Genomic DNA, 26,117 nt, shown 5'->3' with positions numbered 1-26,117 from the left:
CGAAGCGCGTCTCGAAGGATGCACGGCCCGGTTGGTGGCCGTCGACCCTTCGAGGCTCGCTCCGCTCGCACCTCCAGCGACAAAGGCGAAGCCTTTGCGCGGGGGTGACGGTCCAAGAGCAATGCGGCCTGTTTAGACACCCCGATGCTGTCCTACCGCGTCGGCGGCATCGCGGCGTCCGCGGCCGGCTGCGTGCGGCCACCGCCGCGCATCCGGGCCAAGAGCTCCGCGGTCGGCCAGGAATCCGCCGGCAGGCCGTACTTCATCTGCATCGCCTTCACCGCGCTGCGGCTCGCCTGGCCGAGCACGCCGTCGATCTTGCCGACGTCGTAGCCGGCGCGCGCCAGCAGCGATTGCAGCTCCTTGATCTCGCCAAATGGCAGTTGCGCCACCGGCGCGTGCGGCCGCTGCATCGGCGGTGCGCCCGCGATGCGGCCGGCGAGATAGCCGGCGGTGGTCGAGTAGATCAACGAGTTATTCCACTCGGTATAGGCGGCGAAGTTTGGATAAGCGAGAAACGCCGGACCCATCCGGCCCATCGGCAGCAGCAGCGAGGCCGGCATCTCGTCATTGGCGAGCGCCTTGCCGTCGGTCAAGGTGACGCCGAGCGCAACCCATTTCGAGCGCGGCAGCTTGACGGTGAGGTCGGCCTGGTCCCAAGGAAAATTCGCGGCCTGCGGCACGCGCACCTCCTGCAGCCACGGCTCGCCGCGCCGCCACTTCAATCCGTTGGCGATGTAGTTCGCGGTCGAGCCGATCACGTCGGGGCCGCTGGCGAGCAGATTGCGATGGCCGTCGCCGTCATAGTCGACGGCATAGTTGAAATAGTGCGTCGGCAAGAATTGCGTCTGGCCGAGCTCGCCGGCCCATGAGCCGATCATTTCGTCGGGCGTCAGGTCGCCGCGCTCGATGATCTTCAGCGCGGCGATGGTCTCGCCCTGGAACATCTCCGAGCGGCGGCAATCATAGGCCAGCGACACCAGCGATTTCAGCGTCGGCAGATTGCCCATCTGGACGCCGAAGTCGCTCTCCAGTCCCCAGAACGCGGCGATCACCGCCGGCGGCACGCCATACTCCTTCTCGGCGCGCGCGAAAGCGGCCGCGTAGGTCCGGATGTATTGCTGGCCCTGCTGCATCCGGTAGTTCGCAGCCATGCGGCCGGCGAACTGGGTGAAGATCTGCCCGAACACGCGCTGGCCGCGGTCGCGGTTGACGATGCCCTGGTCGTAAACCAGGTAGGGCGTGGCCTCCGCAATCGTCCGCTGCGAGACGCCGGCGGCGACCGCCTTCTGCTTCAGCTCGGCGAGGAAGCGATCGAAGCTCTGCCCGTTGTGGCAGGACGCGGCCCTTGGCGCGACCACCGTGGCCGGACGCGGCCTGACCGGGGCGGAGCCTGCGGGATTGGGCAGCGGCTGCTGCGCCTGACCCAGCGAGGAGAGCGCCAGCGCCCCCGCGATCGCTGCGAACATGATCGGGGCGCGGAGGGGAGAAGCTGGCATCGATGTCACCGGCTGGGAAAGGGGGATCAAGGTCCATCCTGCATACACCAGGGCGACACCGGGCAACAACGGGGGTGCCCTGTTAGACCAATTGGGCTTCGGCAGGTTGAAGAGCCGCCGCTATGATCGGCGGGTGATTCGCGGGCAGGGGTGTCGGCGGATCGATCACGCCCGGAGGGACCCGTGTGGAGTTTTCTCGAGCGTCTGTTGGATTCGTCGACGTTTTCGCCACACGGCATCTGCCTGTTGTGGGAGCCGGAGCTGATCTGGCTGCACGTGATTTCAGACGCGATCATTGCCGCTTCGTATTTCTCGATTCCGTTTGCGCTGGCGATCCTCGTCTCCAAGCGGCGCGACTTCCAGTTCGGCTGGATGGCCTGGCCGTTCGCCGCGTTCATCCTCGCCTGCGGCCTCACCCATGTGTTCTCGATCTACACGCTGTGGGTGCCGATCTACGGGCTCGAAGGAATAGTCAAGGCGCTCACTGCTGTCGCCTCGATCTTCACCGCGGTGCTGCTCTGGCCGCTGATCCCGAAAATCCTGGCGATCCCGACCGAGGCGCAGCTGCGCGAGGCCCATGTCGCGCTCGCCGAGGAGGGCCGGCAGCGCCAGCGCTCGGAAGTCCTGCTCGAGCGTTTCCGCGAGGCCGAGGTCAACGAGAGCAGGATCCGCCAGGCGCAGAAGATGGAAGCGGTCGGCCAGCTCACCGGCGGCATCGCGCACGACTTCAACAACATCCCTACCGTCATCACCGGCACCATCGACATCCTGGCCGAGGCGGTCGCCCACAACCGCCAACTCACCGAGATCACCAGTCTGATCCGCGACGCTGCCGAGCGCGGTGCATCGCTGACGCGGCATCTGCTCGCCTTCGCGCGCAAGCAGCCGCTGCAGCCGAGCGATGTCGACGTCAATGCGCTGATGGTCGACACCATCGAGCTGCTCCGGCCGACCATCGGCGACCATGTCGATATCGATTTTCGCCCCGCACCCGATCTGCCGCGCGCGCTGGTCGATTCCAACCAGCTGGTCACCACGATCATCAATCTCGCGCTGAACGCGCGCGATGCGATGCCGAAGGGCGGCCGGCTGCGGATCGAGACCCGCACTGCCGAACTGAAGCCATCAGACGTGCACGGCCATGACGGACTTGCCGCCGGCGACTATGTCGCGATCGCGCTGATCGACAACGGCCAGGGCATCGCGGAAGCCGATCTCGCCAAAGTGTTCGAGCCGTTCTTCACCACCAAGGACGTCGGCAAGGGCACCGGCCTAGGGCTTTCCATGGTCTACGGCTTTGTCAAGCAGTCCAACGGCCACATCGCGCTCGACAGCGAGGTCGGTCGCGGTACAAGGGTGATGCTCTATCTGCCGCGCGCGGCGGTGCTCTCGCCGGCCGTGCTACCCGAGCGGCGGCAGCCGGAGGTGCGCGGCGCGCAGGAGATCGTGCTCGTCGTCGAGGATGACAGACTGGTGCGCTCCTACGTGCTGACCCAGATCGAGAGCCTCGGCTACACCACGCTGTCGGCAAATAATGGCGGCGAAGCGCTTGCCGTGCTCGACAGCGGCGCGCCGGTCGATCTGTTGTTCACGGATGTCATCATGCCCGGTGCGATGAACGGACGCGAGCTGGCCACCGAGGCCGAGCGGCGGCGCCCCGGCTTGCGCGTGTTGTTCACCTCGGGCTACACCGATGACGCCATCGACCAGGACGGCAAGCTCGAGCAGGGCATTCTGTTCCTGGCCAAGCCCTATAGCCGCGCCCAACTCGCCCGCATGCTGCGGGTCGCGCTGCGCGCGGAGGAGGCGGTGATCGCGCGGGAGCCGGCGGAGTAATTCGCAACTTCGTAGCCCGGATGGAGCGAAGCGCAATCCGGGGCAGTTTCTCCGCGGTGAGATAGTCCCGGATTTCGCTTCGCTCCATCCGGGCTACCGATCGCGTCACATGACCAATCGTTAACCCACGCCGCGTCGCTGCGACGCACACCTTCCCCTTGCGGCTTCCGCGGCAAAATCCCTACCTCAGCGGCGTCAGTTGTGGCAGCATTCCGCTCGCCGTGAGGGAACCACGATGAATTATTTCCGCACCGCGCTCCTGCTTGCCGGCCTCACTGCGCTGTTCATGGGCGTCGGCTATCTGATCGGCGGCGGCACCGGCGCCGTGATCGCGCTGATCGTCGCGGCTGCGACAAATCTGTTCACCTACTGGAATTCCGACCGCATGGTGCTGTCGATGTACGGTGCCCGTCAGGTCGATGCGCGTTCGGCGCCGGACCTCTACAATCTCGTCGCCGAGCTCGCGCAGCGCGCGAGCCTGCCGATGCCCCGCGTGTTCGTGATGGACGAGGCGCAGCCGAACGCATTCGCGACCGGCCGCAATCCGGAGAACGCCGCGGTTGCCGTCACCACTGGCTTGATGCAGCAGCTCAGCCGCGAGGAACTCGCCGGCGTGATCGCGCATGAGCTTGCGCATATCAAGCACCACGACACGCTGACTATGACGATCACCGCGACGATCGCCGGCGCGATCTCGATGCTGGCGCAGTTCAGCATGTTCTTCGGCGGCAACCGCAACAACAACGGCCCCGGCATCGTCGGCTCGATCGCGATGATGATCCTGGCGCCGCTCGGCGCCATGCTTGTGCAGATGGCGATCAGCCGCACCCGTGAATACGCCGCCGACAATTTCGGCGCACGCATCGTCGGCCAGCCGATGTGGCTGGCATCCGCGCTCGCGAAGATCGAGAACGCAGCGCACCAGTTGCCGAACATGGAAGCCGAGCGCAATCCGGCCACCGCGCACATGTTCATCGTCAACCCGCTGTCGGGCCACGGTGTCGACAATCTGTTCGCCACCCACCCCTCGACCGCGAACCGCATCGCCGCGCTGCAGCAGCTCGCCGCCGAACTCGGCACCCAGACCGCGCCGCGTCCGGCCGGCGCCAGCTATCCGCCGCGCAGCCCCTGGGGCGGTGCCTCAGGCCAGCGCGGGCCGTGGGGCTAGGGCGTGATGAGATTAGGCTGAATTGTACCCGCAAAGTCGGTGTGCTCCCTCGCCCCGTTCTTACGGGGAGAGGGTTGGGGTGAGGGGCTGTCTCCGCATATTCGGTGATGGCTATATTTGCCGAGACTCCCCCTCACCCGGAACGCATCTGACGATGCGTTCCGACCTCTCCCCGCACGCGGGGCGAGGTGAAGTGAATCGCCCCGCTACGCGCTCGCGGCGTCCAGCCGCTCGACCTGCCCCTTGCTCAGCTCGAGCCTCGCCGCCGCGACAAGCGTTGCGACCTGCTCGGGCTTGGTTGCGCTCGCTATCGGTGCGGTGATGCCGGGCTTCGCCATCAGCCAGGCGAGCGCGACCGCGGCCGGCTCTGTGCGGGTCTCCGCGGCGACCTCGTCGAGGCCGGCGAGGATCCGCATGCCGCGCGGGTTCATGTATTTTGGAATGCTGCGCGCGCCCCGTGGGCTCTTGGCGAAGTCGCTCTCCGAGCGATACTTGCCGGTCAGGAATCCGGCAGCGAGGGAGAAGAACGTGATCACGCCGATGTCGTTCTCCTCGCAGACGCGTTGCAGCGCGCCTTCGTAGCTCGACCGCTCCGCCAGGCTGTATTCGGGCTGCATGCTCTCGTAGCGCGGCAGCCCGTTCGCCCTGGAAATATCCAGCGCGCTCTTGAGCCGCTCCGCCGAGAAATTCGAGGCACCGATCGCCCTGATCTTGCCGGCCTTGATCAATTTGTCATAGGCCGCGAGCGTCTCTTCCTGCGGTGTGGTCTCATCGTCCTTGTGGGATTGGTAGAGGTCGATGTGGTCGGTCTGCAGCCGCCGCAGCGAGTCCTCGACGGCGCGCGCGATGTAGTCCGGCTTCAGGCCGACATTGCCGTCTCCCATGTCCATGCCGACCTTGGTGGCGAGGATGATGCGGTTGCGATTGCCGCGCGCCTTCATCCATTCGCCGATGATCGTCTCGGACTCGCCGCCGTGATGACCCGGCACCCAGCGCGAATAGACGTCGGCCGTATCGAGGAACGTCAGTCCATGCTCCAGCACGGTATCGAGCAGCCGGAAAGATGCAGCCTCGTCCACCGTCCAGCCGAACACATTGCAGCCGAAGCAGAGGGGAGGGACGGTGATGCCGGAGCGGCCGAGTGCGCGATGCTTCATGCGTGTTCTTTCTCTTGTTCTTGACGGGAGGTGCAGGACACTGAGGCAGATCGGCCTTGTTTGCAAGGCGCGGTGTCCGAATTGCGCTGCTTCCGCGTGGGTTACGACCGCAGTCACGAACGCAACGCCGCCGGCCGGCGTGGTGAGCAGCGTTGCGTGTGATTTCGTCCTGGGATCCGTCGGCATTGCCCTATCGGAATGCCGACGGATGATCGCGGAGATTTCGCCGCCGGCGGCTCGGCTACTTGCGCTCGACGAAGATCGCCTTGCACTCGTCGCCGCTGATGTTCTCGGCGGTATGGGAAACCACGATTGGCCCGGCAAACGCCGTGCCTGCCTTGCTGGGGGTGTCTCGCGTGGTGCCGTCGGTATTGTGCAGGCGAATGGTGCAGTCGGTCAGCGGATAGACCACGAACGGCACCGGATGCGAATGCGGCTTGTCTGTCGTCCCCTTCTTCCAGGTCGCGGCGATGACGCGGAAATTCTGATCCTCGAAGATGACCTTGTAGGTGTCGGGATCGCTTTGATAGCTCGGCGGAGAATCCGCAGCCGCCGTCGCAGAGACCGCCGCAAGCAATCCGACAATTGAAAAGCCAAATGCACGGAAATTCATATCTGAAAACTCCCTGTTCAATCAGTCTACGCGCTCGGCAATGAGCGCGGGTGACATCTACCACAGGACGTCTATCGCCACGCGGTTCGTTCCGTCCTGCGCCTCGGGACGTTGTGCTGCGTGCGATGGGCTGCCCGCTCCGAGACGACCGCCCGTGCTCGCTCGCGCATCAGGTCAGGCGGGCTGCCCTTCAAGGCCGGTCGATGACAGGGCGAACTTTCCGGAGCCACGAAACGCAATTTCATTTGCCTGTCATTTGATGTAGATTGCGCGGCGAGCTGCCACCGGTCACGCCGAGTTCCGGAGAATGAGCGGCAGCGCAACTGGCCATCGGCAGGCCGCTTTTTCCTCATTTCAGTACGAAATCTTCTTCTGCCCGGGCGGCGCTCGGGTGAATGCCTTTTTCCATTCCCAGCCAAGTGGAGGGATTGCCATGCATTTCTGCCTCTCAGGGGAATACACGCCGCGTTCCATCAACAGCATCATGGAGAACCCGACAACCAATCGGCTTGAGGCGGCCAAGAAGTTGATTGAGACGGCCGGCGGCAAGTTGATTTCGATGTACAGCATGGCGGCCGAAGGCCCCGGCGTGATGGTGATCTTCGATGTGCCGGATCCGACCGTCGCACCTGCCATCACCGGCGTGGTCGTGGCGTCCGGCGCCATCCAGAATGTGAAGCTGGTCCGGCTGTTCACGCAGGACGAGATCAAGGTGGTGCGTCAGCACGCGAACAAGCTCAAGGCTGCCTACTCGCCTCCAGGAAGTTAGCGGGCACGGACGACGAAACGCGGCGCAGATCGATCTGATGACCGCTGTCCCTCTCGCGCGGCGGAGCTTCGCGGCGTCCCGCGCGGAGACGAGGACCGTTGCGTGCCGCAGATCCGGGGCGCGTTCAACGGATGGGCAGTCGCTCAGGCGGATGTCGCGCGCGCATGCTGGCTCGCATAGCCCCGGCCGGTTGTGCCGTCGCATGACGTCCGCCGCCTCGTTCAGCGTGTCTTCGGCGCGGCGATCGCGGCAACACGCCACCGCCGCTCACAAGGGCGGAGAGTCCAGATACACGTAAAGCGCCGCGATCTTGCCGTCCCGTGCGATGATGAAATCCACGCCGGTATAGACCGGTGTTTCGCCTCTCGGCCCGGAGCCCCATTCCAGGCGCCCGGAATTGTGCAGCGCCTGCGGCGCGCCGTGCGGCGTATAGACAAAGTGCGGATGCGTCGCGCGGAGATCGCCGGCGAACTTGTCGAGTGCGTCGCGGCCTACGAGAACGCCCGGCGGCGCGTAGAGCACGCAGTCCGCGGTGTAGAGCTCTTCAATTGCGGCCCTTCGGCGCACCGGATCGCCTTCGCCGAAAACCTCCGGAAGGTTTCGGGTGAGCAGCGTCTCGATCACGCGGACGTCAGCTCCCGCGGAAGGGGCGACGCTGGTTTTGCTGGCATGCTCATTCATCTGAGACCTCCATGTGATACCTGAAATCATGTGGTCGCAGCCGCCGTTGCGAAACGGCAATGATGGAAAGTCATCGTTTCACATTTTGATGCATCGACGTGACGGCGTTGCGGGCGAAAGCGTTTTGGCGCGCCGCATCGTCCGCGGGGTCTTCAGCCGCCTTTAAGTGCGGTGTATGTACAAACGTTGCCGCCAAGCGATTTGCGCGGCGGCGTTGAAGGGCAGGCGCTTGGGGTCTACGGGGTTGGGGTCTGAAGGTGCATCACTTGGTTTCGATGTTGGACGCGGCGTCGACGGCGCGCACGGGATTACCTGTCCACAATGTCCGGTTGGCCTGCGGCCTGGTGATCGGTTGCGCCCTGATTGGCTTCGCTGGCTGCGAAACCGCTGGCGCGTGACGTCACTGGTCCGCCGGCCGCCAGCCAGCGGCTCGACGGCACTGCGTTCTTTGTCGACGATCTCGGCCACATGCTGACCGCGCGTCATGCGGTCGCGGATTGCGCCCGCATTGTCGTCAGCAAGGAGGGCCGGGCCGTCGCGGCGCGCGTAGTGGCGCTTGCCGCGAGCGACATTGCATTGATCAAGGTGCCACGCACGCTGGGTCTCGCAGCGGTATTTCCGCGCGCCAACACGTCCGTTGCCAACGACATGGTGTTTGCCGAGGCCTATGACCGCCTGAAGCCGATGCTCGCGCATGGCGGATCGCTCGGCAATGCGTTCGTCGACACCACCCTGCGCGATCCCGAGCACCTCGTACTGCGCTCGAATGTCACTTTCGGCACCAGCGGAGCGCCCGTGCTGGATTCCCGCGGCCTCGTCGAAGGCGTGGTGAGCCGCAGGACCACGGTCGATCGCGTGCTGGCGGTCGATGCCGTGCACGCCAAATCCTTCCTTGCCGCGCACGGCGTGCGCTTCCAGGAAGACGACCGACCGCAGATGAGTGGCACCGCGTCACGCGCGCATCGCGCCGCTAGCATCTCGGCACACGTCACATGCCTGCAATAATGAGCGACTAGTTGCTGCGTTGTCCTGTCAGCCGGCTGTCCGCGGTCAACCCTTGTCCAGAACCATGCTCATCTTGCGGGGCACGCTCGTGCTCTCGTTCGGCCTCTTGATCCTGTCCCCAGCGCCGGGCCACGCTCAAGACGCCAACTTTCGCAATCCGGAACAGGCGCCGCCGTCATGGGCGCAGTTTGCCAAGCTGGTCAAGTACCGGTTCGAGGAATGGATTGCGGCCGACGAGACGGTTGCCAATCGCTTCCGCAACTGGGTCATCGAGCATTCCGGCAAGGAGAACGGGCCGCCGCCGACGCTCGTGGTGCGCGCCTGGCTCAACCCGGACGGCACCGTCGAGCGCGTCTCGTTTCCGGCCTTCAATGACGCCGGCGCGACCGAGGACCTGCGGACCATCCTGAAGCGCGGCAATGTCGGTGAGGCACCGCCGCCGGAGATGTTGCAGCCGCTCAACCTGCGCTTCTCGCTCAATCTGCGCAAACGCTGAGCGATCGGCTACGCATCTGCATTCTGGGGCTCATCGCCCTTCGTCATTCCCCGGTGCGCAATTTGCGCATCTGAAGGCGCGCGAAGCGCGAGCTAGGAATCCGATTCGCCAGGAGTGCTGCGGCTCAATGGATTCCGGGCTCGTGCTTTGCAGGCCCCGGAATGACGGGTGGAGAGATGACGGGATTGGACTCGGTGTCGTCCCGGGCGCAGGCCGGGACCCATAACCACAAATGATCATTGTTGTGCGATGCTGGAACGACGAGTCCCGTTTACATTGCCTGCTGCGGAGTATGGGTCCCGGCTTTCGCCGGGACGACGCATGGGGTGAACACCATGGCCAAACAACAGTTCGGACGTTCGCGGCGCGCTTTCGTCGTCGCCGCCATCGCAGGAATTCCCGCGGCACTTCTGCCGCGAACGGCAGCGGCCTCCGACAAAATGACAAAACCGCAAGCCGAATATCAGGACACGGCGAACGGCATCTACTCCTGCGAGCTGTGCACGCTGTTCGTCGCGCCCGACGGCTGTAAGGTGGTGGAGGGCGCCATCAGCAAGGGCGGCTGGTGCAAGGCCTTTGCCGCGGTGGATTGATCTCACAGCTCCCGTGCATTCGAGAATGCGAACGACGACACCCGCCGCGTGGTCTCGTCCAGGATCAGGGTGCGCGTGATCGGCGGCTCGGCACGCTGGCTGCAGTTCTCGCGCTCGCAGAGCCGGCAGTTGACGCCGATCGGCGTGCCCTCGACCTTCTCCAGATCCATGCCGGTCGCATAGACGAGCTTGGCCGCATGACGGATTTCGCAGCCGAGCCCGATTGCAAAGCGCGGCTGCGGCTGCGGATAGGGCGCCACCGGCCGCCGCACCGTCTGCGCGATCGAGAAGTAGCGCGTGCCGTCCGGCAGCTCGATCACCTGGCTCACCAGCCGGTCGGGCATGTCGAAGGTCGAATGCACGTTCCAGAGCGGGCAGGTGCCGCCGAATTTGGAGAACGGGAAGGTGCCCGAGGAAAACCGCTTCGACACGTTGCCGGCGTTGTCGACGCGCAACAGGAAGAACGGCACGCCGCGCGCGTTCGGCCGCTGCAGCGTGGTGAGGCGGTGGCAGACCTGCTCGAAGCCGGCATTGAAGCGCTGTGCCAGCACGTGGACGTCGTAGCTCAGGGCCTCGGCCGCGGAATGGAATGCCTGGTAGGGCATCATCGCGGCCGCCGCGAAATAATTGGCGAGCGTGATGCGGTACAGCCTGCGCGCGGTGTCGTCGAGCGGGCCGGCGCGGCTGACGATCGCGTCGATCGCGGCGCCGCATTCGACAAAGCCGATCTGCAGCGCGAGCTGGAAGCTGCGGCCGGCACTGTCGACCAGTTCGGAGATCAGCAACTGCCGGCGATGGCGGTCGAAACGGCGCAGCGTCTCGCGCATCACGTCGACCGGCATGACGCGGGTGACGATCGAATGTTTTTCGCGCAGCCGCGTGGCGAGTGCCGTGAACAGGCCTTCGGTGGGCACGTTGAGCTCGTCGCGCAGATTTTCCGCCGCGGTCTCGAGCTCCGGAAAATAGTTGCGGTTGGCCTCGATCAGGTCGCGCACCCGCTCGATCGGGTTGGCGTCGAACTGCGAGCCTTCGCGATCGGCCATCTGCGCCGCCACCAGCGTCTCGCCGCGGCGCGCCTCGGTATAGGCGGCGTAGAGCCGTTGCAGCGCATGCGTCACGCCGGGGCACAGCTCGGCGAGATCACGCAGTTCCTGCTTCGGCAGGTCGATCTGGCGGAACAGGGGATCGGAGAAGATCTCGTTGAGTTCCGCGAAGAAGCGGTCCTCGTCGGCGGTGGCGAGGTCGCGCAAATCGAGGTCGTAGGTCTCGGCCAGCCGCAGCAGGATCTGCGCGGTCACCGGGCGCTGGTTGCGCTCGATCAGGTTGATGTAGGAGGGCGAGATGCCGAGCCCCTCGGCGATCTGGGTCTGCGACAGCCCCAATTGCTGCCGGATCCGCCGAAAGCGCGGACCGACGAACAGCTTCTTTCCGGACTCGCCCGGCATGACAGCCTTCCTGACCCATTTTGTTACAAAATTTACAAATCGACATTTATTACAAGTTCAGATGTTACATGACATCACCAATAAAAAACAAGGCGTCTGTACGAACTTCCCGTTTTCGCGTTTATCTCCTGACACGCGCTTCGCAATGCTCTGTCAAGAATGTCGATACGGCGAGTAGATCGCGGGGATCAGAATTCAGGCGGCTGAGCAAGGGCAGCAGGATTTTTTAGAGGAGACTGACGATGAGCAAGGGCAGCAATTTCTGGGTGATCGGCGGCGAGTTCGGCTCGATGAACTTCCACAAGCTCGTCGAAGGCTCGGCCCAGGTCCGCGGTCCGTTCAAGACCCGCAAGGAAGCCGAAGAGTGCTGGAAGGAAGTCTCGGAAGAGAGCCGCCACAAGGCCGGCGTGCGCTTCTCGATCGTCGAGGAGCCGTCCCGGGTTTCGGCCTGACACCAAAATTACCTGAGCTAAGAAACGTCCAAGGACGGCGGCCCCATCCGGTTCATCCGGGTGGGGTCGACCGCTTTTGGGACAGTGCCGGGATCTTTCATCTGGGGATAAGTGGCCACCTAAGTGCTTGGGAACCAACGTGCTTTGCGGACGTCATGGTTGCTGATAGGTTAATGGGTAGGCAACCCGTCACCACGAGGCCGTAAGGCATGTCCGATCCGCACAACACCGGCAGCGAGGCGCGCGAGATGCGTCCGACGCTGCGAGAGGCGCTGCGGCGGGCGCGGATCGAGGCGGCCGATCGCACCGGCGTCGTCGTCGAGTTGCGCGATGCCGAAGTGGCGCGGCTCGAGATCCTCAACGACGCGCTCGATCCCTTGTTTGCGCAGGTGCCGGAGAAGGTCGATCTGTTCGACCGCGGCATCAGCCAAGGCGAGACGCCGCGGCTGTGGATCGACGTGGTCACGCATGTACTGATGGGCCACGACAAGCGCATCTACCGCTTCGTGCAGGACACGAGATTCGGCCGCATCGTGCTTGCCGAATCGCACGACGTGGCCGTGATGGTCGATGCGGTCACCGACTATGTCGCGCGGCGCATGATCGAGCGCGAGCATGCGATGGTGGCAACGCCGCTTCCGGTTGCCGAGCCGCCGGCTCCGCCGCCCGTGCCGATGGTGGCACCGAAGCGCCGCGGCGGGATCGGCATGTTCGTGCTCGGCTTCATCCTGGGCGCGCTGGCGCTGTTCGGCTTCGCGCTGCTGGCGAGCGTGCAGAACTTCTAGCCGCTGACGGGCGGGGGGCATCGTGGTCGTAACTCCCGCCTCGGCATTTTTCGGCATTCTGGCGGCGGCCGCGGTGGTCGGCAGCGCCGTGCTGTTCGGCAAATGGCAGACGCTGCGGCGCGCCGAATATATCCGCACCTTCAAGTGGCCGGCGGGCCTATTGGCGCGGCTCGAGAAGCATCACCCCGGCTTCGCCCGCAAGGACAGTGCGCTGGTGTCGCGCGGCCTGCGGCAGTTCTTCCTCGCCCATCTGATGAGCGGCAAGCGTTACGTCTCGATGCCGTCGCAAGCGGCCGACGACCTCTGGCACGAATTCATTCTCTACACCCGCGAATACGACGCGTTCTGCCGCCGGGCCTTCGGATCCTTCCTGCATCACACGCCCGCCGTCGTGCTGGTGAAGGAGCGGCGCCGGAGCAACGAAGGGCTGCGGCGGGTCTGGTGGTATTGCTGCAAGTACGAGAACATCGATCCGGTCAGGCCGACGCGGTTGCCGCTGTTGTTCGCGCTGGACGCCAAGCTCAGCATCGCGAACGGCTTCATCTATCACACCGACTGCGAGGCACTGCGCCGCAGCGGCATCGGTGGCAGCAGTCCGTATTGCGGCGGCGATTTCGCCGACTCGTCGATCGATGGATCGTCGGCGGGTTTTGGCGATGCCGGCAGTGACGGAAGCCATGGTGGCGACGGCGGTGGCCACGGCGGCGGTGATGGAGGTGGCGGCGACGGTGGAGGTGGCGGCGACAGTGGAGGCGGCTGCGGCGGTGGGTGTGGCGGCGGCGGGGGCGGTGATTAGGATAGCCGCACTTGTTTCAGTTCGTGAATGCCGTCGTCAGCGCCGAGCCCGCGCACGGTCTGCTCGCAGCGCCAGCCATTGCCGTCGCGCTCGATCGAGAACAGATTGTAGGCCGCCGCCGGATAGTGCTTGCGCGCCAGCGCCGATGCCGACGGCACGCCGATCGCCGGGATTTTCCGCTCGGGGCCGTCGAACCACATCGTCGAATGGATGTGGTCATGGCCATGCAGCACCAGCTCGACGCCATGCCGCTTGAGCAGCGCCAGCAGCTGATGCGAATCGGTCAGCCGTTTGGCGCGCCCGTCGGAGTGCAGCGGGTGGTGCACCAGGAGGACGCGAAAGGCCTCCTCCCGCGCCAACTGCGCGAGGATCGTATCCAGCGCAGTGAGCTGGGCATGGCCGAGCCAGCCGGTCGCCATCAGCGGCGGCGTCGGCACGGCCGAGGAGACGCCGATCAGCGCCACCGGGCCGCGGCGGCGCACGAACGGAAAATGTGTCGCCGCGCCATCGGCGTCGCCGCGCAGATAGTCGCCGAAGTGACTGACGAAGCGATGCCGGGTCGCGCGCACATAGGCGTCGTGATTTCCTGGGACCACAGTGACGTCGGCAGCGCCGCCGACACCCTCGAGCCATTGCCGCGCCGGATTGAACTCGGCATCCAGCGCCAGGTTGACGAGGTCGCCGGTTACGGCGATGTGGTCCGGCTGCTGCGCCTGCATGTCCGACACCAGCGTGTCGAGCACGTCGCGGCGATGATATTTGTGACGGTTGCGCGTCCAGTTCAAATAGCCGAAGGCGCGCTTGCCGGCGAGATCGCGCAGCCGCGCCGCCGGCAGCGGCGGCAGATGCGGATCCGACAAATGCGCGAGACGGAACGCCGCCATCACGCGATTCCCTTCGGATTGTCGGCGAAAAGTGGCCGGCAGCCGGTCATGTCGTGCTATCCCGAACGTCCTGCCCTGTATTGGCAAGAGCTGCGCAGGCGCGCAAGGATCAAAGCACGGATCAAGCACCATGATGTCGAGGGTTCAGTGACGGTCCTGCTCGATTTACGCAAGCGCTACGAGCCGCAGATCAGGTGGGTGTTTCATCTCTACTGGCGGCTGGCCCGCAGCATGACGCTCGGGGTCCGCGCCGTGGTGCTCGACGCCGACAACAAGGTGTTCCTGGTCAAGCACAGCTATGTCCAGGGCTGGTATCTGCCCGGCGGCGGGGTCGAGGTTGGTGAAAGTTTTATCGAAGCGCTGCGGCGCGAGCTCGAGGAGGAAGGGCGGATCGAGCTCGACGGCACGCCGGTGTTGCACGGCATCTTCCACAACAGCCACGTCTCGCCGCGCGATCATGTCGCGGTCTATGTCGTCAGGAACTACCGGCAGGACCGGCTGCCGGAGCCGAATCGCGAGATCGTGGCCTGCGGCTTTTTCGACACGGCTGACCTGCCTGATGACACCACCCCCGGTACGCGGCTGCGGATCGCGGAGGTGCTCGACGGCAAGCCGCCGCCGGCGACATGGCGGTGATGGACCGCGCGCGCGCCAGATGCTATCCCGCGCCCCACAATGACAGAACTGTCCCTGACCATCCTGCCCGAGACCCCGAAAGACGCCCAGGCGATCGAGCGCCTGCACGAGCGCACCTTCGGGCCTGGCCGCTTCGCGCTCAGCGCCTACCGGTTGCGCGAGCATGTCGATCATCTGCTCGACGTCTCCTTCACGGCGCGGATCGGCACGCTGCTGGTCGGCTCGGTGCGCCAACTCCCGGTCACGGTCGGCGATACGCCGGCCCTGATGCTCGGACCGTTGACGGTCGAGCCGCCGTTCCGCAGCCGTGGCGTCGGCCGCGCGCTGCTCGAGCGTGCGATCAACGACGCCCGCGCCAAGGGCCATCGGCTCATCGTGCTGGTCGGTGACGCGCCGTACTATTCGCGGGTTGGCTTCAAGCCGGTCCCGAAGGGACGGATGACGATGCCCGGCCCCGTCGACTACAGTCGCCTGCTTGTCATGGAACTGGTCGACGGCGCTGCCGAGGGCGTATCCGGGCCGATCCAGCCGGACTGGGGCAAGGCGATCTGACATCCGCGCGAGCGTCGCCCGGAACGGTTGCGCGCTATCGGAAACTGAAGCACAGTTGAGCCAAGCGCCGGGACAAGACCGGCGCATGTCATATCAACAGGGAGAGTGCGCGCCATGATCAAGGTCAGTGTGATGTATCCGAACAATCCAGGCGCACGCTTTGACCACGAGTATTATCGCGACAAGCACATGCCGCTGGTGAAGGCGCGCCTCGGCGACGCCTGCAAATACTACACCGTCGACAAGGGTCTCGCCGGCGGCGCACCGGGGACGCCCGCAACCTATGTCGGGATGTGCCACATCTTCTGCGACTCGGTTGAGGCCTTCGCGGCCGGCATGGGCAAGCACGCCCAGGAGATCATGGGCGACATTCCGAATTACACCGATCTGCAGCCGGTGATCCAGATCAGCGAAGTCGTCGTCGGCCACTGATCCTTTCGATCGAGCGAATCTCGCGACTCCGCTCGCGTCAGAGACGCTTGTAGCCCGGATGGAGCGAAGCGAAATCCGGGATCAGTTCCGCCGCGGGCGCAGCGTCCCCAGATTGCGCTGCGCTCCATCCGGGCTACGCGACCATTGATCCCTCTGCCGCTGATGGCAGAGGGATACGCTTGTCTCAGAACTTCAGATTGGCGAAGGCCCGCACGCCGAGGCCCGGCATCAGCACCTCGTCCTTGGTGTAGGACACCGAGTTGCGGATGTTCTGGTTGAGCAGATTGTTGCCGGCCAGACCAAGCGTCATCTCGCGCGCACCGATCCATGATTGATTGAGCTTGGTGTTGTAGGTGATCTCCGCGTTCAGCAGATTGTAACCCGCGGTCGGGGTCTCACCGATGACCGCGATGTCGTTCTGCGCGAAGGCGTGCACCAGGTTGATGCGGGTGAACCAGTTGCTGTCGCGCCAGTAGACGCCGCCGCCGAGCCGCACCGGCGGAATCCGCGGCACGTTGCTGCCGTCGGTGAAGGTGGCGCGCACCACGTCGAACTGGTTCTCGATGCCCCAGATGCCGCCGTTGAGCGGGCCGATGTCGAGCTGGCTCTGGAATTCGGCGCCGCGGAAGATGGCATCGCGCTGCGAATAGACCGCCTGGCGGCCCTCGTTGTTGGGATCACCATTGCCGCAGGAATCGAAATCGCTGCCGCACATCACCCCGGTCAGGCGGCGATAGATGAAATTGCTGAAGCGGGTGTAGTAGGCGGTGGCCTCGAAGCGGAACGGGCCGGTCGCCTTGCGCAGGCCGACCTCGACCGATTTCGCGGTCTCGATGGTCAGGTTCGGATTGCCGATGTCGAAGGTCGCGGTCGCATCGTGCGCGCCGCGCGAGAACAGCTCGGCGGGCTTCGGCGCACGCTCGACATATTGCGCCGTGATGCTGCCGACGAGGTCGCCGGGCAGGTTCTGGATCAGCCCGACACTGCCGCTGACCGGCGTGTAGGACGGATTGCGCGCGACCGAGCTTTGCGGCGCGCCGTCGGGCAGGAAGTCCGCCGGGAAATCCGGCGTCGATCCGTGCAGGTCGACATGCTCGATGCGGCCGGCGAGTTGCGCCTTGGTCGAATCCGTGAACTTGAACTCGTTGAAAACATACCCCGCGATACGGTTGTTGTTGTTCGGGCTCCATAGGCCGTTGAACAGTGCGCCTGGGTTGTCCGGGCTCGGCGCGGTCAGCTCCTGGTGTCCGCCCTGCAGGCCGAACGCCGTGGTCACCGTGGCGAAGCGCGCGTTGAACGGCATCATCTGCACCTCGACGCGGGCCTCCTGCTCCTTGCTGGTGAAGGTCTGGCGCACGCCGTCGCTGAACAGGTCGGTCGGATCGGCGAGGCCGAGCTCGTTGTGGCGATAGTCGGTTGCGCCGACCCAGAACCGTACGGCGTCGATCGCAGCAGCATCGGGCCGGTACTCGCCCTTGACGGCGATCTTGGTCTGGTGCGCGTCGATCCGGGTCTGGTGATCGGCGCCGTCGATTCCCGGAATGTGATAGAGCGAGTCGTTCTGGGTGATCGACGCGCCGATATAGCCGCCCTGGAAGAAATAGGACGCGCCGACCGAGGCACCGTCCGACTGCGTCGCGGAGTTCGGCTGGCGGCCGTTCACCGGCCGGGTCTGATCGAACAGATACGGATAGCTCGGGATGCTGTAGTCGCTGCTGGTGCGGCCATAGACATCGGCATGCACGGCGACATTGTTGCCGCCGGCGTCCAGCAGCATGCCGCCCTCGACGCCGCGATTGACCGAGCTCACCGACGTGCGGGTCTCGACATTGAGGCAACCGGGCGCGGCGCTGTCGGCCAGCGGCGCCTTCACCGGCAATCCGTAGCTCTGGAACGGCGTCGCCGCGCAGGTCGGCATCGCGTCGGGAATCCGGTTATTGGTGGCACTCACCACGCCGCCGATCGAGGTCGAGCCGTAGCGCAACGCGGCAGGTCCCCGTACCACCTCGATCTGGTTGGTCGAGAACGGATCGATCGGCACAAAATGATCTTCGCCGAGATCCGAGACGCCGCCGCCGCCGAGGCCGTTCTCGACAATGCCGACGCGGTTGACGTCGAGGCCGCGGATGATCGGCCGGCTCGATGCGCCGGGTGCGAAACTCGAACCGGTGATGCCGGGCTTCGAGAACAGGAGATCGCCCAGCGTCGCGCCGCCGGAGCGCCGCAGCTCCTCGTTGGGCACCACGGTGACCGTTGCGAACTGGTCGGTGACGACAGGCAGCACGCCCTGCTGCGGTGCCGGCGCTGCTTGCGCGGGTTGCGCGGCTGGGGCGCGTTCGCGGTTGCGGCTAGGTGCAGCCCGGACGACATGAACCGGCGCGCGCGTGGGCACGGTCCGATGCCGCTGGATCGGGCTTGGCGCCGTTACCGTGATGTCAGGGAGTTGCGTCGGCGTGTCGTCGGCCAGCGCGCCGCCATGCATTGCGCCGAGCAGCAGCCAGCTCGCGCCTCCAATGTGGAGTGCTCGTTTCTTCTGAAGTGTCATTGTCCCGATCCAAGTCCTGATCCAGGCCCGTCGAAATGACGGATCGATCCCGATTTGCCCTGGCGGAGCAGGCCGCAACTGTGGCGCGGCCGTCCGCTCAGGGCGTGCAGCAATCAGTCGATGTCAGGACAAGGGAGGTGCGCGGGAGTGGAAGGCCGCAGGCGCCGACTTCAGATGGACGAATTCGGCATTGGTGGTGCGGAACAGAAGCTCGACGGCTTCCGGCAGCAACAGCACCGGCGGCGCCGTGAACAGCATGCTGCTCGCGAGCGAGATGACGGTGCAGATTGCGCAATGATCCGCCGGATGCCGGTCGTTGTCGTGCCTCGTGGGCGGCGCGGTCCCGTTCACCTGGACCGCAAGGTCCGGCGTCGCCGAGGTCCCGATATAGGCGAGATCGAGCAGCGACAGGCCGGTCTGGACTGCGGGCGCCGCTTGCACGGCCGCAATGGGGTGGAAGTGCCCGAACGACAGCACGAACTGGACGGCGAGCGCGAACAGCGCCAGCCGCGAGCCAGTCTTGATGCGCCTCCGGAACCACTTCATGCGATAGCGCCCACCCAGTCGGGAGCGCGCGAATACCCCAGCGGTCCCGATGTTACATTATAACATCGGATGGCGGACGCGATGTCAACCAACGTTCAGACACACTGTGTCGATGTGTTGCCGGTGTGTGTTTGCCGCAACGCAGACGCGAGCCCCGACCGGACTCAGCGTCCCTCACGCAGCCAGGTTGCCGCGAATGCGCCGAGCAACAGCAGCAGGCCGACCAGGCCGGCGAACATCGGCAGCACGCCGACGCCCTTGACCACGCTGGCGTCGCGCATCTTGACGCCGAGCCAGCCGTCGCCGCGGAAGATCGTCGACGCGCGCACCGGCACGATGCGCGGCATGTCGAGGCTCGATCCGTCGACGATGCGCCGCGCGTCGCCGCCGGTCGCCTGCGCCAGCGGCTTCAGCATGTCGGTGGTCGAGGTGACTTCCGAGAATTCCTTCGGGTTGGTCGGGCCGACATTGATCAGCGCCTTCAGTGTGCCGTCGGTGGCCTGCCACAGGCCGAGCTCGCTCGCGGGCAATGTTGCGCGCCACTCGCCGGGATCGCCCGCGGTCAAGGTCAGTTCATGCGTGGCGCCGCTCGGCGACGTCACGGTGACCGGCGCGACGGTGTCGGCCATGGTCTGCCGCACCACCATGAGATCCTTGCCCTGCACCTGCATGCGCAGCGCCTCTTCGTCGAGGTCGGGCTGCTTCATCAGCCAGTGCGACACCCGCCGCAGCAGATCGAGATGCGGTCCGCCGCCTTCATAGCCGCGCGCCCACAGCCAGATATGGTCGGAGAGCAGCAGCGCGACCCGGCCTTCGCCGAACCGCGACAGCAGCAGCAGCGGCTTGCCGTCGGCGCCGGTCATGACCGGCGGGTTGATCGCGTTGCGGGTGTCGACGGTGCGGAAGAACCGGCTCCAATGCGGCGGCTCGGCATTCGAGCCTTCCAGCCCGCGCGTCACCGGGTGACGTTTCCCGGCATCGCTCAGATGCGCGTAGAACGGCTTCTCGGTGACGCCGACCGGCTCGGCCGGCAGCACCGAATCCAGCGGCGTGCGCCAGATGCTGGTGGTCGAGGCGTAATCGGGACCGGCCGACACCAGCACCGCGCCGCCGGAGCGGACATAGCGCGCGATGTTGTCGAAATAGGCGATCGGCAGCACGCCCTGGCGGGCGTAGCGGTCGAAGATGATCAGCTGGAATTCGTTGATCTTCTGCTGGAACAGCTCACGGGTCGGAAACGCGATCAGCGACAGCTCGTTGATCGGCGTGCCGTCCTGCTTCTCCGGCGGGCGAAGAATGGTGAAGTGCACGAGATCGACGCTGGGGTCGGACTTCAAGAGGTTGCGCCAGGTACGCTCGCCGGCATGCGGTTCGCCGGACACCAGCAGGACGCGCAGCTTGTCGCGCACGCCGTCGATCGCCACCACGGCGCGGTTGTTGACCGGCGTCAACTCGTTCTCGAGCGGCGAGGCCTCGATCTCGACGATGTTGGGACCGGCATGCTTGATGTCGATGTCGACGCTCGAGGTCTGGCCGCTGCTCAGCGTGCGCTCGTTGATCACCTCGCCGTCGCGGCGGATCGTGACCTTGGCGCGCTCGCCGGTGACGCCCTGGTCGTCGAGCCGGTAGGTGATGGTCTGGGTCTGGCCGACGATGCCGAAGCGCGGTGCGGCCGTGATCGCGATGCGGCGGTCGCGCTCGTCCTTGCGGCCGGTGATCAAGGCGTGCACCGGCGCCTGGAAGCCGAGCGCCTGGGCGTTGGCGGGAATATCGTGCACGCGGCCGTCGGTGATCATGAACGCGCCGGCGACGCGCTCGACCGGAACGTCCGACAGTGCCGACGTCAGCGCGCCGAACAGCTTTGTTCCGTCGGTTTCGCCGTCGGCCTGGCCGGCCTCGACGACGCGCACCTCGAGGCCCTTGACCTGCTTCAGGCTGTCGACCAGCGCCTGCCGTGCCTTGTCGGTCTCCTGGGTGCGGGTGCCGAAATTCTGGCTCGGGCTCTTGTCGATCACCACGGCGGCGACCGAGGTCAGCGGCTCGCGGTCCTCGCGGGTGAAGGAGGGATTGGCCAGCGCAAGCAGGATCAGCGCCAGCGCAGCGACACGCACCGCGGCGCCGCGCGCGCGCGACAGCAGCAGCAGTGCCGCGATGACGACGATCGCGCCGAGCGCGATCCACAGCACGAGTGAGGGAACCAGCGGTGTGAACGCGATACCGTAGTTCATTTTATCCACCCAGCGAAGTTGGCGTCATCCTGAGGTGCGCGTCGCACTTGCGGCGCGCCTCGAAGGATGTGTTTGCGGCCATCCTTCGAGGCTCGCCCAGCGGCGCAATTGCGCCGCAAGGCTCGCACCTCAGGATGACGGTGGTGCTCATTGTCCCAGCCGCTCGATCAGGGCAGGCGCGTGCACCTGGTCGGCCTTGTAGTTGCCGGTCAGCGTGTACATCACGATGTTGACGCCGGCGCGGAAGGCGAATTCGCGCTGGCGCGGCTCGCCCGGGGTCAGCGGCAGCATCGGCTGCCCGTCGGGACGGATCGCCCAGGCGCCGGCGAGATCGTTGGACGTGATGATGATCGGCGAGACGCCGTCGCCGCCACGCGCCGGGCGCTGTGCGGCTTCCTCGTCATCCTCGCGCGGCAGCGCCTCGACCCAGGTCTGGCCCGAGTTGAAGCGGCCGGGGAAGTCGCGCAGCAGATAGAACGTCTTGGTCAGCACGTGCTCGCGCGGCACCGGCTCGAGCTCGGGCACGTCGAGGGTCGACAGCAATTCGCGCAGCGTCTGCATGCCCGGCGTCTGCGACGCGCCATTGTCGCCCGGCGGCGCCTCGACGGCGTCGCGGGTGTCGAAGATCACGGTGCCGCCCTGCTTCATGTAGGCGTCGATCTTGTTGATGGCGTCCTGCGCCGGCTTCGGCGCGCCCGGCACGATCGGCCAGTAGATCAGCGGGAAGAATGCCAGCTCGTCGCGCGCGGGATCGATGCCGACGGGATCGCCGGCTTCCAGTGCGGTGCGCTGGCCGAGGAACAACGTCAGGCCGGACATCCCGGCCTTGACGATGGAATCGACGTCGGCATTGCCGGTCACGACATAGGCCAGCCGCGTCTGCGACACCGCCTTGATGGCGAAGTCATCGCTGCTGGCGTTCTGGGCGCGCGTCGGCGACGGCACCATCATGGTGGCAAGGATGAAGGCCAAGGCAAGCACCGCCGGCGCGGCGCGCCGCCGGATCAGCGCGGCAAGGCCGCCGCCGAGCATCGCCACCACGATCGCATCGAGCAGGAACAGCGCCAGCGCCGTCGACAGCATGATGCCGCGCAGGTCACGCGGCTCGGTATTGGTGTAGGTCGCATGCTTCGCGCGCAGGCCGGAGGTATCGAGCGGCGCGATGCGGTCGGCGGAGGCCAGCGTGTTGACCGCGATCGGGCTCTCGGCGGTGCCGTAGAAGCCGGGCGGATGGTCCGCTGTGCCGCGGTCGCGATAGTCCGCCGACATCGGCTTGGCGGTCGACGGCGGCGGGCCGAAGGCGCCGAAGCCGTCGAGCGTGCGCAGCGGCGCCACCGTCTCGGCGTTGGGATCGCTGGCGACGCCAGGGCCGGGCTTCGAGGTGTAGCCGGACATGTCGATCAGCCGGCGAAGCATCTCTACGAAAGTGCCGGACATCGGCAGGTCAGACCAGCGCATGTCGGCGCCGACGTGGAACAGGCTGACCACGCCCTTGCCGCGACGCTCGCCGGTGACGAGCGGCGTGCCGTCTTCCAGCGAGGCCCAGCTCTTGGTCGCGAGCACGGCGTCGGGCTCGGCCAGCACCTGGCGGCTCACGGTGATGTCCTTCGGCACGGTGAGGCCAGTGAACGGGCCGTCGGCGGCGAACGAGGCCATATGTTGCGGCTTCTCCCAGGTCAGGCTGCCGCCGAGCGTGCGTCCGCCGCGGCGCAGCTTGACGGGAACGAGGTCGTCATCGGCCTGGGCGAGGCGAGGGCCTGCGAAGCGCACCAGCACGCCGCCTTGCTCGATCCAGGCATTGAGCCGGTCGCGGATCTCCGGCGACAGCGTGCCGACATCGGCCATCACGATCATCGGCAGCCGCTGGTCGAGGAATTGCCCGATCACCTGCTGCGGCGCGCCGCGATCGCCGAGCCTGACGTCGGCGAAGGGCGACAGAGCGCGGGAGAGATAGAAGGTCGAGGCCAGCAGCGGCTGCGCGGTGTCGTTGCTCGCGCCCGAGACCACGCCGATGGCGCGGCGGCGCCAGCGCCGGTCGAGCAGCTGCACGGCGCCGGCCGAATGCTCACCGGAGATTTCGAGCCGCGCGATGTCGTTGCGCAATTCGACCGGAAGATCGAAGGCGGCTTCGGTCTCGCGCTCCTGCGGGCCGAATGCGTAGCGGGCCTCGCCGATCGGCGAGCCCTTGGCGTCGACGGCGCGCACCGTACCAGCCGCGATGCCGCTCTCGGTGCGCAGCACCTTCACCGTCATCTTGGCGGCGGCGTTCTCGGCCGCGACCAGCGCCTGCGCGGATTGCGCGCCGCCGGCATAGATCGTCAGATTGCGGCTCTCGATCACCTTGCCGAGACCTTCGGTGAATTCGCTGCCGCGGCCGGTGTCGACGCCGTCGGACAGCCAGGCGATGTCGCAGTCGCCAGTCGATTTGAGGAAACGTTCCAGCGTCGCCAGGGTTTCAACGCGGTCGACCGAGTAGGGTTTTGGCGCAAGCTGGCGCAGCGCGACGCGCGCGGCGCCGGCCGGCATCAGCGTGATGTCGCGCGTCGGCTCGGACAGCGGCACCAGCGCGACGCCGCGGCGGTCGCTGTCGGCATTGGTGACGAGCTCGTCCGCGGCCTTGATCCGCGCATCCCAGCTCGAGGCCGCGCTCCAGCCGTCGTCGAGCAGGATCACCAGCGGCTGCTTGCCGGCGGCAACGCCGGTCTGCGGATTCCAGATCGGCCCAGCGGCGGCGAAGATCACCAGCGCGGCGGCGGCGAGCCGCAGCAGCGTCAGCCACCACGGCGTGCGCGACGGCGTCTCCTCCTTGGGCGCGATGTCGAACAGCAGCCGCGTCGGCGGGAATTCGATCCGGCGCGGCCGCGGCGGCATCACACGCAACAGCCACCACAGCACCGGCAGGCTGACCAGCCCCAATAGCAGCAATGGTTCGGCGAAGGAGAGCGGGAGGCCTGCGATCATGCGCTGCGTCCCGCCTTGACGGTTGAGCGGCCGCCGCCCTTGCTCACCATCATGCCGGCGTGCAGGAACAGCAGCAGTTCGGCCGCGGAGCGGCTGGTGGTGTGGGTCGAGAACAGCCAGTCGAGCCGGTTGGTCTCGGCACGGATCTGGTCGCGATGCAGCGCGACGCGCGCGACATAGTCGCTCGCCCAGCTCTCGGCGCGGCCCGCGGTGATGACGCTGCCGGCCTCCGGCTCGACGAATTCGACGCGGCCCGAATAAGGAAAGCTCTCCTCGGCGGGATCGACGACCTGGATCATCGTGCCGTGCGCGCCCGACGAGGCGAGCCCGGCCAGCATGGTCGTGATCTCTGCGATCGGCGACCAGAAATCCGACAGCACGACGACTTCGGCCAGCGACGACGGCACGAAGGACGGCGGCAGGCTCGCGCGCGTCTTCTCGTCGTGCAACATCGCTTCCGCCATCTTGTCGATCACGTTGAGGCTTGCGGTCGGGTTCAGCAGGCCGGGAATGCCGACGCGTTCTCCGCCCGCAACGAGCAGCTCGGCAAGCGCGAAGGCGACGATCAGTCCGCGCTCCAGCTTGCTGTCGCGTGCCTCGCGCGAGGCAAAGGCCATCGAGGGCGAGCGGTCGGGCCAGATCCACACCGTGTGTGCGGCCTCCCACTCCTGCTCGCGGACATAGAGATGGTCATCGCGTGCCGAGCGGCGCCAGTCGACGCGCTGCGACGGCTCGCCGGATACGAAGCGGCGGTATTGCCAGAAATTCTCGCCCGAGCCGGCGCGGCGGCGGCCATGCAGGCCATGGATGACGTTGGCGGCGACACGGCGGGCCTCAAGCACAAGACGCGGCAGCGATGCGGCGAGCGTTCGGCTTTCGCCATCGGCACGTCGAACCGCCAGGATCTCCTCGTTCTGGTGCCTGTTGTCTGCCGCCATCAACCGATCCGCGTCTTCAGCTGCTTGATCACGTCAGGAATGGTGCGGCCCTCGGCGCGCGCCGAGAAGGTCAGCGCCATGCGATGTTTGAGCACGGGCTCGGCGAGATCGAGCACGTCGTCGATCGACGGCGCGAGCCGGCCGTCAAGCAGCGCGCGGGCGCGGACCGCGAGCATCAGCGACTGGCTGGCGCGGGGACCGGGTCCCCAGGCGATCAGCTTGCCGGCTTCGCCGCCCTCGGTGCCGGGGCGCGCGGCGCGCACCAGCGTCAGGATCGCCTCGACCACGGAATCGCCGACCGGCAGGCGGCGCACCAGGCGTTGCGCGGTGATCAGCGTCTCGGCGTCCATCGACGCCTTGGCGAGCGTCTCATCGGCACCGGTGGTTTCGAACAGGATGCGCCGCTCGGCGTCGCGATCGGGATAGTCGACGTCGATTTCCATCAGGAAGCGGTCGAGCTGCGCCTCGGGCAGCGGATAGGTGCCTTCCTGCTCGAGCGGATTCTGCGTCGCGAGCACGTGGAACGGCTTCGGCAAATCGTGCCGCGCGCCGGCAATGGTGATGTGCTGCTCCTGCATGGCTTGCAGCAGCGCCGACTGGGTGCGCGGGCTGGCGCGGTTGATCTCGTCGGCCATCAGGAGCTGCGCGAACACCGGACCCGAGATGAAGCGGAACGAACGCTTGCCGGCGGAGCTCTCGTCGAGCACTTCGGCGCCGAGAATGTCCGATGGCATCAGGTCGGGCGTGAACTGGATGCGCTTGGCGTCGAGCCCGAGCGTGACGCCGAGCGTCTCGACCAGCTTGGTCTTGGCGAGGCCGGGGACGCCGATCAGCAGCGCGTGGCCGCCGGACAGGATCGTCACCAGGGTGTTTTCGATCACCTGGTCCTGGCCGAAGATGACGGTGGCGACCGCTTCCTTGGCAGCCTTGATCTGGCCCGCGACCTGCTCGGCCGAGCGGACGATCACATCTTCCAGTTTTTCGACGCTGTCTGCACCGGCCATTCGATCCGCTCCTTCTTGACGATGCGCTCGATTCTCGCGTCGTCACCACATGGGCTGCATGCTAAACCTATGCGAAGGCCATGTATTCGTTGAATT

At 66.1% G+C, this 26,117-nt stretch carries 24 protein-coding genes; 12 read left to right on the top strand and 12 right to left on the bottom strand.

The annotated features are described in order from the left end of the window. Nucleotides 1-152: 152 nt before the first annotated feature. Entirely contained in the window at nt 153-1,499 is a 1,347-nt protein-coding gene (locus tag AAFG13_RS18805; protein ID WP_249132267.1) for a lytic murein transglycosylase, read from the bottom strand. A gap of 207 nt (nt 1,500-1,706) precedes the next feature. Between AAFG13_RS18805 and AAFG13_RS18800 the strand changes: the two genes are divergently transcribed. Together AAFG13_RS18800 and htpX are read left to right on the top strand one after the other, a co-directional pair. Next, nucleotides 1,707-3,335, top strand: a complete 1,629-nt coding sequence (locus AAFG13_RS18800; RefSeq protein ID WP_342712953.1) for an ATP-binding protein — start codon at nt 1,707-1,709, stop codon at nt 3,333-3,335. 235 nt (nt 3,336-3,570) lie between these two features. Beyond that, on the top strand, nt 3,571-4,503 hold the full coding sequence (htpX, locus tag AAFG13_RS18795) for a zinc metalloprotease HtpX (RefSeq protein ID WP_212315610.1): 933 nt from the start codon (nt 3,571-3,573) through the stop codon (nt 4,501-4,503). Nucleotides 4,504-4,709: 206 nt separating this feature from the next. Here the strand turns inward: htpX and AAFG13_RS18790 are convergent, their stop codons facing one another. Both AAFG13_RS18790 and AAFG13_RS18785 read right to left on the bottom strand, forming a co-directional pair. Next, nucleotides 4,710-5,660, bottom strand: coding sequence for an aldo/keto reductase (locus AAFG13_RS18790; protein WP_342712952.1), 951 nt, complete (start codon nt 5,658-5,660; stop codon nt 4,710-4,712). Nucleotides 5,661-5,901: 241 nt separating this feature from the next. Continuing rightward, a complete protein-coding gene (locus AAFG13_RS18785) occupies nt 5,902-6,273 on the bottom strand; it encodes a hypothetical protein (protein ID WP_342712951.1) in 372 nt (123 codons plus the stop codon). Between the two features lie 307 nt (nt 6,274-6,580). Between AAFG13_RS18785 and AAFG13_RS18780 the strand changes: the two genes are divergently transcribed. Continuing rightward, a complete protein-coding gene (locus tag AAFG13_RS18780) occupies nt 6,581-7,042 on the top strand; it encodes a GYD domain-containing protein (RefSeq protein WP_342712950.1) in 462 nt (153 codons plus the stop codon). Between the two features lie 267 nt (nt 7,043-7,309). Here the strand turns inward: AAFG13_RS18780 and AAFG13_RS18775 are convergent, their stop codons facing one another. Further along, nucleotides 7,310-7,723 (bottom strand): nuclear transport factor 2 family protein, encoded by a 414-nt coding sequence (locus AAFG13_RS18775; protein ID WP_342712949.1) that lies wholly within the window; start codon nt 7,721-7,723, stop codon nt 7,310-7,312. A 363-nt stretch (nt 7,724-8,086) separates the two neighbouring features. Here AAFG13_RS18775 and AAFG13_RS18770 point away from each other — a divergent pair, with 363 nt between their 5' ends. The 3 genes from AAFG13_RS18770 to AAFG13_RS18760 all read left to right on the top strand — a co-directional run bounded on the left by AAFG13_RS18770 (nt 8,087) and on the right by AAFG13_RS18760 (nt 9,817). Next, complete coding sequence (locus AAFG13_RS18770) at nt 8,087-8,728, top strand: serine protease (protein WP_342712948.1); 642 nt, start codon at nt 8,087-8,089, stop codon at nt 8,726-8,728. A gap of 64 nt (nt 8,729-8,792) precedes the next feature. Continuing rightward, complete coding sequence (locus AAFG13_RS18765; RefSeq protein ID WP_342712947.1) at nt 8,793-9,224, top strand: hypothetical protein; 432 nt, start codon at nt 8,793-8,795, stop codon at nt 9,222-9,224. Nucleotides 9,225-9,550: 326 nt separating this feature from the next. Beyond that, nucleotides 9,551-9,817 carry an iron oxidase gene (locus tag AAFG13_RS18760; RefSeq protein WP_342712946.1) on the top strand — a complete coding sequence of 89 codons (267 nt, stop codon included), beginning with the start codon at nt 9,551-9,553 and terminating at the stop codon, nt 9,815-9,817. A gap of 2 nt (nt 9,818-9,819) precedes the next feature. Here the strand turns inward: AAFG13_RS18760 and AAFG13_RS18755 are convergent, their stop codons facing one another. Then, entirely contained in the window at nt 9,820-11,262 is a 1,443-nt protein-coding gene (locus AAFG13_RS18755) for a short-chain fatty acyl-CoA regulator family protein (RefSeq protein WP_342712945.1), read from the bottom strand. Between the two features lie 242 nt (nt 11,263-11,504). Between AAFG13_RS18755 and AAFG13_RS18750 the strand changes: the two genes are divergently transcribed. From AAFG13_RS18750 to AAFG13_RS18740, 3 genes are all read left to right on the top strand, one after another. Further along, nucleotides 11,505-11,714, top strand: coding sequence for a hypothetical protein (locus AAFG13_RS18750; protein WP_016839740.1), 210 nt, complete (start codon nt 11,505-11,507; stop codon nt 11,712-11,714). 209 nt (nt 11,715-11,923) lie between these two features. After that, nucleotides 11,924-12,499: a hypothetical protein gene (locus tag AAFG13_RS18745; protein WP_342712944.1), complete on the top strand. Its 576-nt coding sequence runs from the start codon at nt 11,924-11,926 to the stop codon at nt 12,497-12,499. Between the two features lie 22 nt (nt 12,500-12,521). Beyond that, on the top strand, nt 12,522-13,295 hold the full coding sequence (locus tag AAFG13_RS18740) for a hypothetical protein (RefSeq protein WP_212315599.1): 774 nt from the start codon (nt 12,522-12,524) through the stop codon (nt 13,293-13,295). Here AAFG13_RS18740 and AAFG13_RS18735 read toward each other — a convergent pair. Beyond that, entirely contained in the window at nt 13,292-14,179 is an 888-nt protein-coding gene (locus tag AAFG13_RS18735) for a metallophosphoesterase (RefSeq protein WP_212315597.1), read from the bottom strand. The genes AAFG13_RS18740 and AAFG13_RS18735 overlap by 4 nt on opposite strands. A 147-nt stretch (nt 14,180-14,326) precedes the next feature. Between AAFG13_RS18735 and AAFG13_RS18730 the strand changes: the two genes are divergently transcribed. The 3 genes from AAFG13_RS18730 (at nt 14,327) to AAFG13_RS18720 (ending at nt 15,799) form a co-directional block, all read left to right on the top strand. Continuing rightward, complete coding sequence (locus AAFG13_RS18730; protein WP_342712943.1) at nt 14,327-14,815, top strand: NUDIX domain-containing protein; 489 nt, start codon at nt 14,327-14,329, stop codon at nt 14,813-14,815. Nucleotides 14,816-14,854: 39 nt separating this feature from the next. Continuing rightward, nucleotides 14,855-15,367, top strand: a complete 513-nt coding sequence (locus AAFG13_RS18725; protein ID WP_212315593.1) for an N-acetyltransferase — start codon at nt 14,855-14,857, stop codon at nt 15,365-15,367. A gap of 114 nt (nt 15,368-15,481) precedes the next feature. Continuing rightward, nucleotides 15,482-15,799, top strand: a complete 318-nt coding sequence (locus tag AAFG13_RS18720) for an EthD family reductase (RefSeq protein WP_092124536.1) — start codon at nt 15,482-15,484, stop codon at nt 15,797-15,799. A 184-nt stretch (nt 15,800-15,983) separates the two neighbouring features. Here the strand turns inward: AAFG13_RS18720 and AAFG13_RS18715 are convergent, their stop codons facing one another. The 6 genes from AAFG13_RS18715 to AAFG13_RS18690 form a co-directional block, all read right to left on the bottom strand. Then, nucleotides 15,984-18,344 carry a TonB-dependent receptor gene (locus AAFG13_RS18715; RefSeq protein WP_342712942.1) on the bottom strand — a complete coding sequence of 787 codons (2,361 nt, stop codon included), beginning with the start codon at nt 18,342-18,344 and terminating at the stop codon, nt 15,984-15,986. Nucleotides 18,345-18,467: 123 nt separating this feature from the next. After that, complete coding sequence (locus tag AAFG13_RS18710; RefSeq protein ID WP_212315588.1) at nt 18,468-18,890, bottom strand: DUF2946 family protein; 423 nt, start codon at nt 18,888-18,890, stop codon at nt 18,468-18,470. A gap of 164 nt (nt 18,891-19,054) precedes the next feature. Next, entirely contained in the window at nt 19,055-21,118 is a 2,064-nt protein-coding gene (locus tag AAFG13_RS18705) for a hypothetical protein (RefSeq protein WP_342712941.1), read from the bottom strand. Nucleotides 21,119-21,265: 147 nt separating this feature from the next. Next, nucleotides 21,266-24,076 carry a DUF4159 domain-containing protein gene (locus AAFG13_RS18700; protein ID WP_342713357.1) on the bottom strand — a complete coding sequence of 937 codons (2,811 nt, stop codon included), beginning with the start codon at nt 24,074-24,076 and terminating at the stop codon, nt 21,266-21,268. Beyond that, nucleotides 24,076-25,017, bottom strand: a complete 942-nt coding sequence (locus AAFG13_RS18695; RefSeq protein WP_342712940.1) for a DUF58 domain-containing protein — start codon at nt 25,015-25,017, stop codon at nt 24,076-24,078. The genes AAFG13_RS18700 and AAFG13_RS18695 overlap by 1 nt, the downstream gene beginning before the upstream one ends. Continuing rightward, nucleotides 25,017-26,021, bottom strand: a complete 1,005-nt coding sequence (locus tag AAFG13_RS18690) for a MoxR family ATPase (protein ID WP_176533166.1) — start codon at nt 26,019-26,021, stop codon at nt 25,017-25,019. Before AAFG13_RS18690 ends, AAFG13_RS18695 begins: the two co-directional genes overlap by 1 nt. Nucleotides 26,022-26,117 lie beyond the last annotated feature (96 nt).

The organism is Bradyrhizobium sp. B124, assembly GCF_038967635.1.
In the GTDB taxonomy this organism is placed as follows: Bacteria; Pseudomonadota; Alphaproteobacteria; order Rhizobiales; family Xanthobacteraceae; genus Bradyrhizobium.
This window is presented reverse-complemented; position numbering and strand designations above follow the sequence as displayed.

Bases quoted from the DNA above. Each gene is read 5' to 3' on its own strand.
- AAFG13_RS18805 (WP_249132267.1), bottom strand. From the start codon at position 1,499: ATGCCAGCTTCTCCCCTCCGCGCCCCGATCATGTTCGCAGCGATCGCG.
- htpX (WP_212315610.1), top strand. From the start codon at position 3,571: ATGAATTATTTCCGCACCGCGCTCCTGCTTGCCGGCCTCACTGCGCTG.
- AAFG13_RS18790 (WP_342712952.1), bottom strand. From the start codon at position 5,660: ATGAAGCATCGCGCACTCGGCCGCTCCGGCATCACCGTCCCTCCCCTC.
- AAFG13_RS18785 (WP_342712951.1), bottom strand. From the start codon at position 6,273: ATGAATTTCCGTGCATTTGGCTTTTCAATTGTCGGATTGCTTGCGGCG.
- AAFG13_RS18780 (WP_342712950.1), top strand. From the start codon at position 6,581: ATGAGCGGCAGCGCAACTGGCCATCGGCAGGCCGCTTTTTCCTCATTT.
- AAFG13_RS18775 (WP_342712949.1), bottom strand. From the start codon at position 7,723: ATGAATGAGCATGCCAGCAAAACCAGCGTCGCCCCTTCCGCGGGAGCT.
- AAFG13_RS18765 (WP_342712947.1), top strand. From the start codon at position 8,793: ATGCTCATCTTGCGGGGCACGCTCGTGCTCTCGTTCGGCCTCTTGATC.
- AAFG13_RS18755 (WP_342712945.1), bottom strand. From the start codon at position 11,262: ATGCCGGGCGAGTCCGGAAAGAAGCTGTTCGTCGGTCCGCGCTTTCGG.
- AAFG13_RS18750 (WP_016839740.1), top strand. From the start codon at position 11,505: ATGAGCAAGGGCAGCAATTTCTGGGTGATCGGCGGCGAGTTCGGCTCG.
- AAFG13_RS18745 (WP_342712944.1), top strand. From the start codon at position 11,924: ATGTCCGATCCGCACAACACCGGCAGCGAGGCGCGCGAGATGCGTCCG.
- AAFG13_RS18735 (WP_212315597.1), bottom strand. From the start codon at position 14,179: ATGGCGGCGTTCCGTCTCGCGCATTTGTCGGATCCGCATCTGCCGCCG.
- AAFG13_RS18725 (WP_212315593.1), top strand. From the start codon at position 14,855: ATGACAGAACTGTCCCTGACCATCCTGCCCGAGACCCCGAAAGACGCC.
- AAFG13_RS18720 (WP_092124536.1), top strand. From the start codon at position 15,482: ATGATCAAGGTCAGTGTGATGTATCCGAACAATCCAGGCGCACGCTTT.
- AAFG13_RS18715 (WP_342712942.1), bottom strand. From the start codon at position 18,344: ATGACACTTCAGAAGAAACGAGCACTCCACATTGGAGGCGCGAGCTGG.
- AAFG13_RS18710 (WP_212315588.1), bottom strand. From the start codon at position 18,890: ATGAAGTGGTTCCGGAGGCGCATCAAGACTGGCTCGCGGCTGGCGCTG.
- AAFG13_RS18705 (WP_342712941.1), bottom strand. From the start codon at position 21,118: ATGAACTACGGTATCGCGTTCACACCGCTGGTTCCCTCACTCGTGCTG.
- AAFG13_RS18695 (WP_342712940.1), bottom strand. From the start codon at position 25,017: ATGGCGGCAGACAACAGGCACCAGAACGAGGAGATCCTGGCGGTTCGA.
- AAFG13_RS18690 (WP_176533166.1), bottom strand. From the start codon at position 26,021: ATGGCCGGTGCAGACAGCGTCGAAAAACTGGAAGATGTGATCGTCCGC.